Genomic DNA, 15,359 nt, shown 5'->3' with positions numbered 1-15,359 from the left:
TGCAGGCGAGTTATTAGAATAAAGAAATGATACGCGCGAGGTCAGAGAAAATCTTCACAATCAAGACTTTGAAATAACGGAGATGGATAAGAATTTTCTACTAAATTAATCGCAAGAGAATATTCATTCTCTATTTGCGGCAGATCACAAAAAAAAAGGTGCACATTTGTGCACCCAAGGATGAAAGCTGACAGCAATGTCAGCCGCAGACCACTTTAATGGCCAGTCCTCCGCGTGATGTTTCGCGGTATTTATCGTTCATATCTTTGCCGGTTTCATACATCGTCTCGATCACTTTATCGAGTGAAACACGCGGTGCCGAGGTGCGGCGCATCGCCATCCGCGCGGCGTTTACTGCTTTCACGGCATTAATGGCATTACGTTCAATGCACGGGATTTGTACCTGTCCGGCAACCGGATCGCAGGTCAGCCCAAGGTTATGCTCCATCGCGATTTCCGCCGCATTGCATACCTGCGCCGGACTGCCGCCCAGTAGTTCAGTTAACCCTGCCGCCGCCATTGAACAGGCCACGCCAATCTCCCCCTGACAGCCGACTTCCGCGCCAGAGATGGAGGCGTTCATTTTATACAGCGCGCCAATAGCCCCCGCGGCCAGAAAATAGCGGGCAATTGACCGCTCGTTTACCGGACGACGGAACTTATCGTAATAAGCCAGTACTGCCGGAATAATGCCGCACGCACCGTTAGTCGGTGCCGTTACCACGCGCCCGCCAGCTGCGTTTTCTTCACTAACCGCCAGCGCGTACATGTTGATCCAGTCGATGACATTCATCGGATCGTTAGAGATGTTATCGCTGGAAACCAGCTGACGACGCAGCGCTACGGCACGGCGCGGCACATTGAGCGGACCAGGCAGCACGCCTTCAGTGTTCATCCCACGTTCAATACCGTCATGCATCACTTGCCAGATACGGGCAAAACCGGCGTCAATTTCCGCTTTGCTGCGCAGCGCTAGCTCGTTGTGCATCATCAGACCAGATATAGACAGGCCGTTGTAATCACACATTTTCAGCAGTTCACCTGCTGAGTGGAAATCGTAAGGTACGGACGTTTCGACATCGTGCGACAGGCCGAAGTGTTCTTCTTCGACAATAAACCCGCCGCCGACAGAGTAATAGGTTTTACTTAATAGCTCTTCCTGTCCCTTCCAGGCAGTGATCCGCATTCCGTTCTCATGGCGAGGCAACATTTCGGGATGGAAGATAATGTTCTTTGCTACAGGAAAATCAACAATATGCGCACCAGATGCCACTGGCAGCCGCCCGCTGCGCGTTACTAACTCTATAAATGCAGGGATCTCATCAATGACAACATCCTGCGGACTGTTTCCTGCCAGTCCCATGATGATGGCGACATCCGTGGCATGGCCTTTGCCCGTCAGTGACAACGACCCGTACAGATCGACCACAATATGGCTCGTCGCGGTTAATAAGCCGCTACTTTCCAGCCGATCAATAAAACTTTTTCCGGCATTCATTGGCCCCACGGTATGCGAACTGGAGGGACCAATCCCAATTTTGAAAATATCGAATGCACTAATCATATCCACACCCTCGGATTGCCGTTCAGTGAAGTGGAGCGGAACGACCTTACGACCGTCCCGCTCACGAGGCTTTACGCACTACGTACTGCGATGGCTTCAATTTCCAGCTTCACATCTTTCGGCAAACGCGCGACCTGCACACAGCTCCGGGTCGGATAGGTCGCCTGATGCTCATCGAAGAACTGCTTATAGACTTCGTTGATGGTGGCAAAATCATTCAGATCGGTGATAAACACGGTCATCTTGATGATATCGCCCACGCTCAGCCCGGCAGCAACCACGATCGCTTTGACGTTTTCGAGGCTTAAACGCGCCTGATCTTGCACATCAGCCGGGATCTCACCGGTCTGTGGGCAAACCGGTATTTGCCCGGAGGTGAAGACCATGCTGCCTAAATCAACGCCCTGAACATAAGGGCCGATTGCGCCTGGGGCACGTTGCGTTTCGATAATCTTTTTCATACATCCTCCGGCGTCAGAGCGCCTGGGTAAAGGTACGTGAAATAACATCCTGTTGCTGTTCACGGGTCAGTGCGTTGAAGCGCACGGCGTAGCCAGAGACACGGATTGTCAGGTTAGGATATTTTTCCGGGTGCTCGATGGCATCCAGCAGCATTTCCCGATTCATTACGTTGACGTTGAGGTGTTGACCGCCTTCGACATCCGCTTCGTGGTGGAAATACCCATCCAGCAGGCCGACAAGGTTGGTTTTACGTACTGGATCTTCTTTGCCCAGCGCCGCAGGAACGATTGAGAAGGTGTACGAGATCCCATCTTTGGCGTAGGTGAACGGCAGTTTCGCCACCGACGTCAATGAGGCCACGGCACCTTTGCGGTCACGACCATGCATCGGGTTAGCGCCCGGCGCGAACGGTGTTCCGGCGCGACGACCGTCCGGCGTATTACCGGTTTTCTGGCCGTACACCACGTTAGAAGTGATAGTCAGAATCGACTGGGTAGGGACGGCGTTGCGATAGGTTGGCAGCGCTTTAATTTTCTTCATAAAGCGTTCAACCAGGTCGCAGGCAATGCTGTCTACGCGCTCGTCGTTGTTGCCGTACTGCGGATATTCACCGTCGATTTCAAAGTCCACCGCCAGGCCGTTTTCGTCACGGATTGGTTTCACGCGGGCATATTTGATGGCAGACAGGGAGTCCGTCGCCACCGACAGGCCCGCGATGCCGCATGCCATAGTGCGATAGACATCACGATCGTGCAGCGCCATCAGCGAAGCTTCGTAGCTGTACTTGTCGTGCATGTAGTGAATGATATTCAGCGCGCTGATGTACTGCACCGCCAGCCAGTCCATGAAGTGATCGAGGCTGTCCATCACTTTGTCGTAATCCAGCACGTCGTCCATCAGCGGTGCTGTTTTCGGCCCGACCTGAATCTTCAGCTTCTCGTCCACCCCGCCGTTAATTGCGTAGAGCAGCGTTTTCGCCAGGTTAGCGCGTGCACCAAAGAACTGCATTTGCTTACCAATCACCATTGGGCTGACGCAGCAGGCAATCGCGTAATCGTCGCTGTTGAAGTCAGTACGCATCAGATCGTCATTTTCATACTGCAAGGAAGAGGTGACGATCGACACCTGCGCGGCATATTTTTTGAAGGCAATCGGTAATTCTTCCGACCAAAGAATGGTCAGGTTAGGTTCCGGTGCCGGCCCCATAGTGTGCAGGGTGTGCAAATAGCGGAAGGAGTTTTTGGTCACCAGCGTACGACCGTCCAGCCCCATCCCGCCGATCACTTCCGTCGCCCAGATTGGGTCGCCGGAGAACAGCGAATCAAATTCCGGTGTACGCAGGAAGCGTACCATACGGATCTTCATGATGAAGTGATCGATCAGTTCCTGTGCCTGCTGCTCATTGAGTACGCCAGCTTTAAAGTCGCGCTCAATGTAGATATCGAGGAACGATGCCGTGCGGCCCAGCGACATCGCGCCGCCATTTTGCGATTTCACTGCCGCCAGATAAGCGAAGTAGAGCCACTGCACCGCTTCCTGCGCATTCTGCGCCGGGCGAGAGATATCAAAGCCATATTTCGCCGCCATTTCCTGAATCTGCAACAGCGCATGACGATGCTCTGCCAGCTCCTCACGCAGACGGATGGTGGCTTCCAGATCCTCGCCTTTTTCCAGACGAGACTGGAGATCGGCAAATTGCAGTTCGCGTTCACGTACCAGATAACTGATGCCATACAGCGCTACGCGGCGATAGTCACCGATAATGCGCCCACGGCCATAGCCATCTGGTAAACCGGTCAGCACGCCAGATTTACGGCAGCGCAGCATATCCGGTGAGTAAACATCAAATACGCCCTGGTTATGGGTTTTACGCAGATCGGTAAACAGATATTCAAATTCACTGTCCATTTCTCGGCCATAGGCGTGGAATGAACTTTTAATCATATTAATGCCACCGAACGGGTGTAGCGCACGTTTCAACGGCGCATCCGTTTGCAGGCCAACAATTTTTTCCAGCGGCTGGTTAATATATCCCGCATCATGAGCGGTAATTGTGGTGGCAATATTGGTATCGAAATCAACCGGCGCGTGGGTTGCATTTTCGATACGGATGCCTTCCATTACTTTTTCCCACAATTCCGTGGTGGCAGGCGTCGCTTCGGCGAGGAAAGATTCATCGCCTTCATACGGTGTATAGTTATGTTGAATAAAATCGCGGACATTAATTTCGTTTTTCCAGTCCGTACCTTTAAAGCCAAGCCATGCGTCGGCGTACAGCTTATCGCTGGTATCAATATCTACCTTCATGAAAAATAATCTCTCTACAATACTTCAACTAAATTATGCAAATTCTGCGGGCGCGTTAACTTTGCCTAAATGAATGGCATCCAAAGCAATCATTTTTTCTTCGTTAGTCGGAATAACGGCACAAATGACACGCGCATTTTCACTGGAAACAATTCGCTCACCACAGGAGTTAGAGCGATTATTCATTTCTGTATCAATCTCTAAGCCTAATACAGCCAAATGTTCCATGACCAGACGACGAATTAAGCTTGAATTCTCTCCTATTCCGCCGGTGAATATAATTCCATCCAGGCGACGTAATGAAGCTGCGTGTCCGGCAATATGACGGGCAATTCGGTGAACAAAGGTTTTAATTGCCAGTTGCGCGCGTTCGTGACCTTCATGCCAGGCTTTTTCCAGAACACGTAAATCCGAAGAAAGACCGGAAATACCTAATAATCCCGACTCTTTATTCACTACGCGTTCCAGGTCACCCAGGCTCTGGTTGGTTTGGCTGGCGACCCAGGACATCGCACCAAAGTCGACATCGCCACTGCGGGTACCCATCATCAAGCCTTCCAGCGGCGTCATTCCCATTGAGGTATCAACACTCTGACCGTTGCGAACCGCGCAGATTGACGCGCCATTGCCAAGATGCGCCACAACCAGGCCGGAGTCATCTTCCGCCAGATTCAGCAGCGAATGTGCGCGCTGGGAAACATAGCGGTGCGACGTGCCGTGGAAACCATAACGGCGTACACCTAACTCTTCATAATATTTCCACGGCAGGCCGTATAAATAAGCTTCCGGAGCCATCGTCTGGTGGAAACTGGTATCAAATACCGCCACCTGAGTTACGCCCGGAAATAATTGCTGCGCCGATTCAATACCACTTAAATTGGCGTAATTATGCAGGGGTGCCAGTGGAGAAACGCGACGGATATTATCAATGACTTCATCGGTAATAATGGCGGACTCGGTAAAAATACTGCCGCCGTGAGCGATGCGGTGGCCAATTAAGGCCACACTGTCATTTAAATTCCGTTTTTCCAGTTCAAATGCAATTGCCTTCAATGCACCTTCGTAGCTGTGGTGAGCCAGCGGTGCTGGCTCTCCCCCATTTACGGATAAGAATGCATTTTCCGAGTTAATACCGTCGGCAATACCTGACATTAATACTTCACAGTCGCTGGCATCGAGCACGGAAAACTTAATCGAAGACGAACCACAGTTAATAACCAAAACAACCGGAAATTCATTCATCTCTTTTCTCATCCTGAGTTACGGATTAAAACAGTTTGTATACGATGTTCAGGATGGTCAGCAGACCAATCACGGTAACAAACACGTTATCCAGACGACCACGGTATTTCGCCAGAGACGGCGCTTTACGGATGGCATACATCGGCAACAGGCACAGCAGGGATGCGATAATCGGTGCGCCCATGGCTTCAATCAGGTCAAGGATGTTCGGGTTGGCGTAGGCAACAACCCAGGTGGAGCCCATGATGAAGATCATGCTGATAGTGTTCAGTTTACCCAGCGACACTTTAGTTTTGTCGCCTTTATAACCAAACTTCAGGACCAGGCCATTCAGACCTTCCAGCGTTCCCAGATAGTGACCGAAGAAAGATTTGAAGATAGCCACGAGTGCGATGATGGAAGCCGCATATTCCAGTGTAATCGCGAACGTTGTTTTGGTACCGGTCATGGACGCAAAGTGGTTAGCCAGATAAGAAAGCACTGGAATATTCTGCGCTTTGGCTTCCGCCATGTTGGCCGGAGACAGAGTAAACAGGCAGCTAAAGGCAAAGAACATCACCACTGCAACCATCAGCATGCTGGCACGAGAAATGATTTGGGAACATTTACGTTCGGTGAAGTCGCGACCGAAGTCTTTCTCATACTCTTCACGCTTAGAAACCACGAAGGAAGAGACGATTGGCGAGAAGTTAAAGGAGAAAACCATGATGGAAATCCCCAGCCAGACAGTGATCAGGATACCGTCATGACCGGTTAACGACAGCGAACCGAGGTCAACCTGGTCGATAACTGCAGAGTTCCAGTAAGGGATCAGCGACAAAGAAATCAGCACCAGGCTGGCGATAAACGGCCATACCAGGTAGCTCATCACTTTAACCATCAGATCCTTACCAAACCAGATGACGAAAGCCATCAGCAGCAACAGGAACAGCGCCACAAAGCCGCGATTCAGCGGTGCAAAGCCGAGCTGGTTTTCCCAGAACGTCATAAAGGTATTGGTAATAGTAACGCCATAAATCCACAGCAGTGGGCAAATCGCGAAGAAGTACAGGAACGTGATAACCACGCCGCCAGTTTTACCAAAATGCTCTTCCACCGTTTCCGTAATGTTGCCGGAAGGGTTAGAGCCAGAAAGACACAGACGCGCCAGCGCCCGGTGGCAATAAAACGCGATGGGGTATGCCAATACCAACATCAGAAGAATCGGGATCAGTCCGCCAAAACCTGCGCGGATAGGGAAGAACAGCACCCCGGCGCCGATTGCCGTACCAAACAAGCCTAACGTCCATGTGGTATCTGATTTACGCCAGGACGATTGTTTTGTCTGGCTGGATACAATGCTATCTGAAGTACTCATATCCTATCCTCAACGAATTAATTAAGCGTCAACGAAACCGGTGATTTGAGAGACGCGAGAAAGATCGATATTGCCGCCGGAAATAATACTGACGGTTTTTCTGTTTTGAATATATTGGTCTAATTTACCGCTTAATAATGCAGCACATGCCAGAGCGCCTGCGCCTTCGGTGACGACTTTATTGCGCTGAATTAAGGCAATCATACTGTTTCTGATTTCGTCTTCGCTGACCAGCACGATGTCATCGACTAATTCACGAACGATTTCGTAAGTTAAATTACCCGGGCGGGAGACATCACAACCATCCGCCAGGGTGCCGGTAGTTCGGTGCGTGGTTATTTCTCCGGAGTGGAAAGAAGCCGCCATGCCGTGAACGTTTTCAGACTGTACGCCAATAACACGAATGGTCGGGTTAATAGATTTAATTGCCACCGCAATACCAGCAATTAAACCGCCACCACCAATTGGCACAATCACGTTATCGACATCATAGAGATCTTCCATAATTTCCAGACCAATCGTTCCCTGGCCAGCAATCACTTTCGGATCATCGTAAGGTGGGATAAAAATACGGCCTTCCATTTCGACAATTTCGCTCACTTTAGCGATAGTGTCGTTGAAGTTATCACCATGCAGAACGACTTCTGCGGAGTAGTCGCACGTTGCCGCTACTTTGGATTTTGGCGCACCTTTTGGCATCACCACTTTACCGTCGATACCCAGCATCGCGCAGGAGAGGGAAACCCCTTGCGCATGGTTGCCCGCAGAACAGGCCACCACGCCTTTGCGTTTTTCCGCATCGGTCAGTGAACTTAATTTATTAAATGCGCCACGAATTTTAAATGAACCCGTACGCTGCATATTTTCAAACTTCAGGAATATTTCACCTTTGCAACGTTCACTAAAATAGTTGGAGCGAGGCATGCCTGTTTTATAAATTCGCCCAGCCAGTCGTTGTTTCGCTTCAATAATGTCATCAATAGCAACCGGCAGATCGTATGTAATATGCATTATAAAACCTCTTCGCCTGAATTAAATATGTAGGTAACCTTAACCGACACCTGCAAGACAGACAGGTGGATTATTTATGTTTAAATAAAAACAAATAACTAACCAACTTCTATTAATTGCCTTCGTCTACACCCATTATAAGATGAATACTCTTTGGCTAATTCCACCAAAACCGATGCTGCTTTTTTAATACGATAATTTTTCGACCATACCGCGGCATATTGTGCCACAGGCAATGTTTCTTCAACCGGAATAGTAATAAATTGATTAGAACCAAAAGGTGACGTCATATCACAAGGAATTACAGTTAAGAAATCAGCATTGAGAACAAGATTATAAATTGTCACGACTGAGTCGGTTTTAACGATGTTTTCAATACTGATGCCATTTCTTTGTAACGTAGTAAGCAGTTCGCTGTAGTACCCCATATTAGTTTGTGGCAACACCCACTGTTCGTTCTTCAACGACTCCAGCGTGGTGGTGCCGGTGCATGTTCGGGACTTACTGGCTACCAGCACAAACTCGGACTCGAACAGCGGCTCAACATGTAAATCCTGAAGCTTCATTTCTGCACTTAACGTACCAATCGCAAAATCCAGTCGACCGTCGCGGATTGCCGGTAAGAACGAAGACAGTTGCGCTTCATACATAGAAACCTGCGCTTTCGGGAACACCTCTTTGAACTTGTTGATCATCCCTGACATAAAAGTAAAACCAATCAATGAAGGAAAACCAAATGAGACTTCCACCACCGCCTCAGAAGACATACCGCTTATCTCATTAACCATATTTTTCATTTCACGGGTAATGGATTCGGAACGGGAGAGTAACAATTGACCGGCAGGTGTTAATGTTACACCGGTATTTTTCCGCACCACTAATTCCACACCAAAATAATCTTCAATATCGTTAATGATTTTACTGACGGCCGGTTGAGTTAACCCTAATTCTTTTGCAGCCGAGCCGATAGAACCACTTCTAATGACTTCCTGAAAGACTACCAGGTGCTGCGTTTTCGGAAGAAGAATAGTGCTCATAACGACCTACGTTAATTACCTCATTGACGGCATGAAGTGTATCAAAATGAAATGAACAGGATATGTGCGACCACTCACAAATTAACTTTCAATACTTTCCAGAGTATCGTTATTACAATTAAATACCTTTAAATATCAACAAGTTAAAGTATAAAAATCAGCATAAACCCTGATTTTTGTCAAAAAAAATGACGGGGATAACCATATTTTATGGCGATAACATCATTCGTTATGTGGTTAATACAAAAAAGGGGCTGAGACCATATTTCAAGCAATTACCGGATAATTACCAGGCAAAATTTGAGTTAAATTTAATGAGCAAGTTCTCAAATTTTATTATAAATAAACCATTTTCAGTGATAAATAATGCGGCATGTCACATTTTTTCACGCTATTTGTTGGAGAACAAACATTTATTTTATCAATATTTTAAAATTTCGAATACATGTATTGATCATCTCGAACAATTGATTAACGTCAACTTTTTCTCTTCTGACAGGACGTCATTTTGTGAATGCAATCGTTTTCCATAAATTCTTCTCCCCTCATAGGCGACGAATAGCATTTTGTGTTGAGGATCACAAAACGAATAATTGCTGATCGCCGCGATAAGGTCAGACAAAGACAACAAGGGAAATTTTCACAGAGCTTTTGATCGGCGTAGGCCACAGAATGTTGCTTCGTTTACTGTAACGCCGGGTAAATGAGCGTTTTTTGATAGTGCGAAAGAACCCTGTGAGGAAAATAAGCATCTATTATTGTTTGTCATGATGACAAGGCAGGCATCAATGAAAGGCTTCCCAATTGCGCATATTTTTCACCCTTCAATCCCGCCAATGCACGCAGTGGTTAACAATCACAATAGAAATATTGATTATTGGACGGTAAAAAGAAAGTTTGCAGAAATTGTCTCCACCAATGACGTTAATAAAATTTACAGTATAAGTAATGAACTGCGGAGAGTATTATCTGCAATAACTGCATTGAATTTCTATCATGGCGATGTTCCTTCTGTCATGATCCGAATCCAACCGGAAAATATGAGTCCATTCATTATAGATATTTCTACAGGAGAACATGATGATTATATCATACAAACATTAGATGTAGGCACTTTTGCACCTTTTGGTGAACAATGTACTTGCTCAGCCGTCAATAAAAAAGAGCTGGAATGTATTAAGGAGACGATTTCTAAGTATTGTGCAAAATTCACCCGAAAAGAAGCCATCTTAACACCCCTTGTGCACTTTAATAAAACCAGCATTACTTCAGATTGTTGGCAAATTCTCTTTTTTTCACCCGATCATTTTAATAATGATTTTTATTGATTATTTATAAAGGATAAAATAATGTTCCCTGTTTCATCAATTGGTAATGATATTAGTAGTGATTTAGTCCGTCGAAAAATGAATGACCTTCCTGAAAGCCCAACAGGAAATAACCTCGAAGCACTAGCACCAGGTATAGAAAAACTAAAACAGACCTCTATTGAAATGGTCACTTTACTTAACACGTTACAACCTGGTGGAAAATGCATTATCACTGGTGATTTTCAAAAAGAATTAGCGTACTTACAAAATGTAATTCTTTATAATGTCTCGTCTCTTCGTCTGGATTTTTTAGGTTATAACGCCCAAATTATTCAACGATCGGACAATACTTGTGAACTTACCATTAATGAACCGTTAAAAAACCAGGAAATATCCACAGGTAATATCAATATTAATTGCCCATTAAAAGATATTTACAATGAAATCAGGAGGTTAAACGTAATTTTTAGTTGTGGGACTGGAGATATCGTTGATCTATCCTCTCTGGACTTACGTAATGTCGATTTAGATTATTATGATTTCACAGATAAACATATGGCTAATACTATTTTAAATCCTTTTAAATTGAATTCAACAAATTTTACTAATGCCAACATGTTTCAGGTTAATTTTGTTAGTTCAACACAAAACGCCACAATCTCCTGGGATTATTTACTAAAAATAACACCTGTTTTAATAAGCATTAGCGATATGTATTCTGAAGAAAAAATCAAGTTTGTCGAAAGTTGTTTGAATGAGCCTGGAGACATTACCGAAGAACAATTAAAAATTATGAGATTTGCAATTATAAAATCTATACCAAGGGCAACTCTTACAGATAAATTAGAAAATGAATTAACAAAAGAAATATATAAAAGCTCATCGAAAATCAACAATTGTTTGAACAGAATTAAATTACCAGAGATGAAAGAATTCTCATCAGAAAAAATATATGATTACATCGATATAATCATTGAAGATTATGAAAATATCAAAGAAAATGCTTATCTGGTCATTCCCCAAATTAATTATACTATGGATTTAAACATAGAAGACTCTAGCTCAGAGGAATTCCTTTTTGATAATGACCTCGAGAAAGACGAAAATTCTCCGGACAATGGCTTTGAAGTCGAAAAATATAACGCATATGAAGCATATAACTCAGAGAAGCAATATTTTACCAGAGAGGACTATACGTATGATTACGACCTTTTAAATGCAATATAGACTTAATAACTTCTTACAAAGTCTATTATTAATACCGTAGATATTTATTCATCTTACCCTGTGCACCAAAAGCAAAAACTTATCGACGCGGGTTTGAAACTGATGGCAACCGCAAAAATGCCTGATGCGCTACGCTTATCAGGCCTACGCCATCTATGCAATATATTGAATTTGCGTGCTTTTGTAGGCAGGATAAGGCGTTCACGCCGCATCCGGCATGAATAAAGCGCACTCAACAATCTGAAACCCGCCGGAACGGTTTATTACGTAAATCAGGTGAAACTGACCGATAAGCCGCTTTCTTTTGGGTATAGTGTCGTGGACAGTCATTCATCTTTCTGCCCCTCCAAAAGTAAAAACCCGCCGAAGCGGGTTTTTACGTAAAACAGGTGAAACTGACCGATAAGCCGCTTTCTTTTGGGTATAGTGTCGTGGACAGTCATTCATCTTTCTGCCCCTCCAAAAGCAAAAACCCGCCGAAGCGGGTTTTTACGTAAAACAGGTGAAACTGACCGATAAGCCGGGTTCTGTCGTGGACAGTCATTCATCTAGGCCAGCAATCGCTCACTGGCTCAAGCAGCCTACCCGGGTTCAGTACGGGCCGTACCTTATGAACCCCTATTTGGCCTTGCTCCGGGTGGAGTTTACCGTGCCACGGACTGTTACCAGCCGCGCGGTGCGCTCTTACCGCACCCTTTCACCCTTACCTGATCCCGCTTGCGCGGGCCATCGGCGGTTTGCTCTCTGTTGCACTGGTCGTGGGTTTCCCCCCCAGGCGTTACCTGGCACCCTGCCCTATGGAGCCCGGACTTTCCTCCCCTCCGCCCGTCTCCCCCGAAGAGGACGACGACGAAGCGGCGACTGTCTGGTCAGCTTCGGCGCGCAGTATAGAGGGTTTGCGCGCCCTTGTCACCCCGCGTTGCGCATTCCAATCGCCAGTGTCGCGGCGATATTACGTGAAGCACGGCAGATATTGTCATAAGCCCCGCGGAATGCTTCGTCCAACGTACCAATGCTGGTCAGTACGCTGAAGACCGCATCAATGCCATGCTGATGTACAACGCCAACATCATCGGTCAGGCTACCCGCAATGCCAATCACCGGTTTATGGTACTTCTTCGCCACGTTTGCGACACCAATCGGTACCTTGCCGTGAATACTCTGGCTGTCAATACGCCCTTCACCGGTGATCACCAGCGTACAATCGTGAATATGTTCCTCCAGATTCAGCGCCGTAGTGACGATTTCAATACCACTTTTCAGTTCCGCACCAAGAAACGCCATCAGCGCCGCGCCCATACCGCCAGCAGCTCCTGCGCCGGGGACATCTTTCACATCAACATGCAGCGCTTTTTTAATGACATCGGCATAGTGAGAGAGGTTATTGTCCAGCTCAACAATCATCGCTTCACTGGCTCCCTTTTGTGGGCCAAAGATGCGCGATGCGCCGTTATCGCCCACCAGCGGATTGGTGACATCACAAGCGACGCGAATGACGCAATCTTTTAAGCGCGGATCGAGGCCGGAAATATCAATATCATTCAGAGTATTAAGACTACCGCCGCCAAAACCAATTTCATTGCCGTTGGCGTCGCATAATTTCGCCCCCAGCGCCTGTACCATGCCTGCGCCGCCATCATTTGTGGCGCTGCCGCCAATGCCGATAATAATGTTTGTTGCGCCGCTCTCCAGCGCCTGCAGGATTAACTCGCCTGTGCCGCGTGAAGTGGTCACGAGTGGATCGCGTTTTTCCGCAGGTACCAGCTCCAGCCCACTGGCCGCCGCCATTTCAATAAACGCGGTTTTGCCATCGCCGGAGATCCCCCAACTGGCATTCACTTTCTCGCCCAACGGCCCTGTAACCCAGGCGTGACGTTCGGAACCCTGGGTGGCTGCAATCATCGCTTCCACCGTTCCTTCGCCACCGTCGGCAACCGGAACAGAAACGTACTGTGCATCAGGAAAAATTTCCCGAAATCCTTTTTCTATCGCCTGCGCAACCTCGCTGGCAGATAAACTTTCTTTATAAGAGTCTGGGGCGATTACGATTTTCATACCTATGCCTGTTACCACATGACGCCGGAGGGCGTTTCTCTTATTCGGCCTGGATTCCAGGCCCGGATTGCAATACGCCATCCGGGCACGACGTCATTAACGAGTAACTTCGACTTTCGCCAGTTTTTCGTAGTAGCACGCCAGGGCGCTATGATCCGCCGTTCCTAAACCATCTGCACGCAGTGCCTGCATCATCTCCATAACCGCAGCTGTGAGCGGCAGTTGCGCGCCGACGCCGTGAGAAGTATCCAGCGCATTCGCCAGATCCTTAATATGCAGATCAATGCGGAAGCCCGGCTTGAAGTTGCGGTCCATCACCATCGGCGCTTTGGCATCCAGCACGGTACTGCCCGCCAGCCCACCGCGAATTGCCTGATAAACCAGGTCCGGGTTAACGCCCGCTTTGGTTGCCAGCGTTAACGCTTCTGACATCGCGGCAATATTCAGCGCCACAATGACCTGATTTGCCAGTTTGGTGACGTTACCTGCACCGATTTCCCCGGTATGCACCACGGAACCCGCCATCGCTTTCATCAAATCATAGTATTTGTCGAAAATAGCCTTGTCGCCGCCCACCATCACTGACAGCGTACCGTCGATGGCTTTCGGTTCACCGCCGCTCACCGGAGCATCCAGCATATCAATGCCTTTCGCTTTCAGCGCTTCGCTGATTTCACGGCTTGCCAGCGGTGCGATAGAACTCATATCGATCAATACCGTACCTGGCTTCGCGCCTTCAATAATGCCATTCTCACCCAGCGCCACCTCTTTCACATGAGGGGAGTTTGGCAGCATGGTTATGATGACGTCGCACTGTTCAGCGATCGCTTTAGCCGTAGACGCTGTTTCTGCACCTGCAGCAATCACGTCAGCAATAGCTTCTGGGTTACGGTCAGCAACCACCAGCGAGTAACCTGCTTTCAGAAGGTTTTTACTCATTGGTTTACCCATAATCCCCAGGCCAATAAAACCAACTTTCATAGTCATATCAATCATCTCTCTTGTTGCGGTGGTGGTTATTTTTTAAAGGTATCAGCCAGTTTCTGAGTGGCAGAGCGGAAGACGCCGAGATCGCTGCCGACAGCCACAAACGTCGCGCCCCATTCCAGATAACGACGCGCATCGGCTTCGACCGGCGCGAGGATACCGCTGGGTTTGCCGTGCGCGCTGGCACGGTTAAAAATGTGCTGAATTGCTTTTTGTACATCCGGGTGTGATGCATTGCCGAGATGGCCTAATGCCGCGGCCAGATCGCTGGGGCCGACGAAGATGCCGTCTACGCCTTCGGTAGCGGCAATGGCATCGACGTTATCTACGCCCTGCTGACTTTCTATCTGGACCAGAATAGTGATGTTCTTGTTCGACTGAGCGAAATAATCCGCCACGGTGCCAAACATATTGGCGCGGTGAGAAACGGAGACGCCGCGAATGCCTTCTGGCGGATAACGCGTCGATGCCACGGCCTGCTCTGCTTCCTCTTTTGTTTCTACAAAAGGAATCAGGAAGTTATAGAAACCGATATCCAGAAGACGCTTAATAATTACCGGCTCGTTGGTCGGCACTCGCACTACTGGCGCGCTGGTGCTGCCTTTCAGGGCCATTAACTGCGGAATAAACGTGGAAATATCGTTTGGCGCATGTTCGCCATCCAGCACCAGCCAGTCAAACCCAGCCAAACCAAGAACTTCAGTGCTAATCGGGTTAGAGAGTGCTGACCAGCAACCAATTTGTACTTGTTTCGCAGCCAGTGCGGCTTTGAATTTATTCGGGAAAACATCGTTATTCAT

General features: G+C 47.7%; 13 protein-coding genes and 1 other RNA gene. 3 read left to right on the top strand and 11 right to left on the bottom strand.

What is annotated here, in order from left to right; translation table 11 throughout:
* Positions 1-199: 199 nt before the first annotated feature.
* From tdcG to tdcA, 7 genes are all read right to left on the bottom strand, one after another.
* Positions 200-1,564: an L-serine ammonia-lyase gene (gene tdcG / locus AB4H76_RS03695; RefSeq protein ID WP_000622126.1), complete on the bottom strand. Its 1,365-nt coding sequence runs from the start codon at positions 1,562-1,564 to the stop codon at positions 200-202.
* 71 nt (positions 1,565-1,635) lie between these two features.
* Complete coding sequence (locus tag AB4H76_RS03690) at positions 1,636-2,025, bottom strand: enamine/imine deaminase (protein ID WP_000719990.1); 390 nt, start codon at positions 2,023-2,025, stop codon at positions 1,636-1,638.
* Positions 2,026-2,038: 13 nt separating this feature from the next.
* Positions 2,039-4,333, bottom strand: a complete 2,295-nt coding sequence (gene tdcE, locus AB4H76_RS03685) for a 2-ketobutyrate formate-lyase/pyruvate formate-lyase (protein ID WP_000861734.1) — start codon at positions 4,331-4,333, stop codon at positions 2,039-2,041.
* 33 nt (positions 4,334-4,366) lie between these two features.
* Complete coding sequence (gene tdcD, locus AB4H76_RS03680) at positions 4,367-5,575, bottom strand: propionate kinase (protein WP_001295545.1); 1,209 nt, start codon at positions 5,573-5,575, stop codon at positions 4,367-4,369.
* Between the two features lie 25 nt (positions 5,576-5,600).
* Positions 5,601-6,932 (bottom strand): threonine/serine transporter TdcC, encoded by a 1,332-nt coding sequence (gene tdcC, locus AB4H76_RS03675; RefSeq protein WP_000107723.1) that lies wholly within the window; start codon positions 6,930-6,932, stop codon positions 5,601-5,603.
* 21 nt (positions 6,933-6,953) lie between these two features.
* Positions 6,954-7,943, bottom strand: a complete 990-nt coding sequence (gene tdcB / locus AB4H76_RS03670; RefSeq protein ID WP_000548347.1) for a bifunctional threonine ammonia-lyase/L-serine ammonia-lyase TdcB — start codon at positions 7,941-7,943, stop codon at positions 6,954-6,956.
* A 98-nt stretch (positions 7,944-8,041) separates the two neighbouring features.
* Positions 8,042-8,980 (bottom strand): transcriptional regulator TdcA, encoded by a 939-nt coding sequence (tdcA, locus tag AB4H76_RS03665; RefSeq protein WP_000104211.1) that lies wholly within the window; start codon positions 8,978-8,980, stop codon positions 8,042-8,044.
* Positions 8,981-9,294: 314 nt separating this feature from the next.
* Between tdcA and tdcR the strand changes: the two genes are divergently transcribed.
* From tdcR to AB4H76_RS03650, 3 genes are all read left to right on the top strand, one after another.
* Complete coding sequence (tdcR, locus tag AB4H76_RS03660) at positions 9,295-9,513, top strand: transcriptional activator TdcR (protein ID WP_001301311.1); 219 nt, start codon at positions 9,295-9,297, stop codon at positions 9,511-9,513.
* Between the two features lie 255 nt (positions 9,514-9,768).
* Positions 9,769-10,308: a protein YhaB gene (gene yhaB / locus AB4H76_RS03655; RefSeq protein WP_000675733.1), complete on the top strand. Its 540-nt coding sequence runs from the start codon at positions 9,769-9,771 to the stop codon at positions 10,306-10,308.
* A gap of 21 nt (positions 10,309-10,329) precedes the next feature.
* On the top strand, positions 10,330-11,517 hold the full coding sequence (locus AB4H76_RS03650) for a YhaC family protein (protein WP_077491411.1): 1,188 nt from the start codon (positions 10,330-10,332) through the stop codon (positions 11,515-11,517).
* A gap of 500 nt (positions 11,518-12,017) precedes the next feature.
* On the opposite strand, the gene rnpB is transcribed toward AB4H76_RS03650, so the two are convergent.
* The 4 genes from rnpB to garL form a co-directional block, all read right to left on the bottom strand.
* Positions 12,018-12,394, bottom strand: an RNA gene (gene rnpB / locus AB4H76_RS03645) — RNase P RNA component class A.
* 32 nt (positions 12,395-12,426) lie between these two features.
* Entirely contained in the window at positions 12,427-13,572 is a 1,146-nt protein-coding gene (gene garK / locus AB4H76_RS03640) for a glycerate 2-kinase (protein WP_001424370.1), read from the bottom strand.
* Between the two features lie 96 nt (positions 13,573-13,668).
* The gene (gene garR, locus AB4H76_RS03635; protein ID WP_001303675.1) at positions 13,669-14,559 is read right to left on the bottom strand and encodes a 2-hydroxy-3-oxopropionate reductase; all 891 of its coding nucleotides are present in this window, start codon (positions 14,557-14,559) and stop codon (positions 13,669-13,671) included.
* Positions 14,560-14,588: 29 nt separating this feature from the next.
* The gene (garL, locus tag AB4H76_RS03630) at positions 14,589-15,359 is read right to left on the bottom strand and encodes a 2-dehydro-3-deoxyglucarate aldolase (protein WP_001723934.1); all 771 of its coding nucleotides are present in this window, start codon (positions 15,357-15,359) and stop codon (positions 14,589-14,591) included.

The organism is Escherichia sp. UTM R2 (genome assembly GCF_048593455.1).
Lineage (GTDB): Bacteria > Pseudomonadota > Gammaproteobacteria > Enterobacterales > Enterobacteriaceae > Escherichia > Escherichia coli.
This window is presented reverse-complemented; position numbering and strand designations above follow the sequence as displayed.

Coding starts and splice junctions, on each gene's coding strand:
- tdcG (WP_000622126.1), bottom strand. CDS start 1,564: ATGATTAGTGCATTCGATATTTTCAAAATTGGGATTGGTCCCTCCAGT.
- AB4H76_RS03690 (WP_000719990.1), bottom strand. CDS start 2,025: ATGAAAAAGATTATCGAAACGCAACGTGCCCCAGGCGCAATCGGCCCT.
- tdcE (WP_000861734.1), bottom strand. CDS start 4,333: ATGAAGGTAGATATTGATACCAGCGATAAGCTGTACGCCGACGCATGG.
- tdcD (WP_001295545.1), bottom strand. CDS start 5,575: ATGAATGAATTTCCGGTTGTTTTGGTTATTAACTGTGGTTCGTCTTCG.
- tdcC (WP_000107723.1), bottom strand. CDS start 6,932: ATGAGTACTTCAGATAGCATTGTATCCAGCCAGACAAAACAATCGTCC.
- tdcB (WP_000548347.1), bottom strand. CDS start 7,943: ATGCATATTACATACGATCTGCCGGTTGCTATTGATGACATTATTGAA.
- tdcA (WP_000104211.1), bottom strand. CDS start 8,980: ATGAGCACTATTCTTCTTCCGAAAACGCAGCACCTGGTAGTCTTTCAG.
- tdcR (WP_001301311.1), top strand. CDS start 9,295: ATGAGCAAGTTCTCAAATTTTATTATAAATAAACCATTTTCAGTGATA.
- yhaB (WP_000675733.1), top strand. CDS start 9,769: ATGAAAGGCTTCCCAATTGCGCATATTTTTCACCCTTCAATCCCGCCA.
- AB4H76_RS03650 (WP_077491411.1), top strand. CDS start 10,330: ATGTTCCCTGTTTCATCAATTGGTAATGATATTAGTAGTGATTTAGTC.
- garK (WP_001424370.1), bottom strand. CDS start 13,572: ATGAAAATCGTAATCGCCCCAGACTCTTATAAAGAAAGTTTATCTGCC.
- garR (WP_001303675.1), bottom strand. CDS start 14,559: ATGACTATGAAAGTTGGTTTTATTGGCCTGGGGATTATGGGTAAACCA.
- garL (WP_001723934.1), bottom strand. CDS start 15,359: ATGAATAACGATGTTTTCCCGAATAAATTCAAAGCCGCACTGGCTGCG.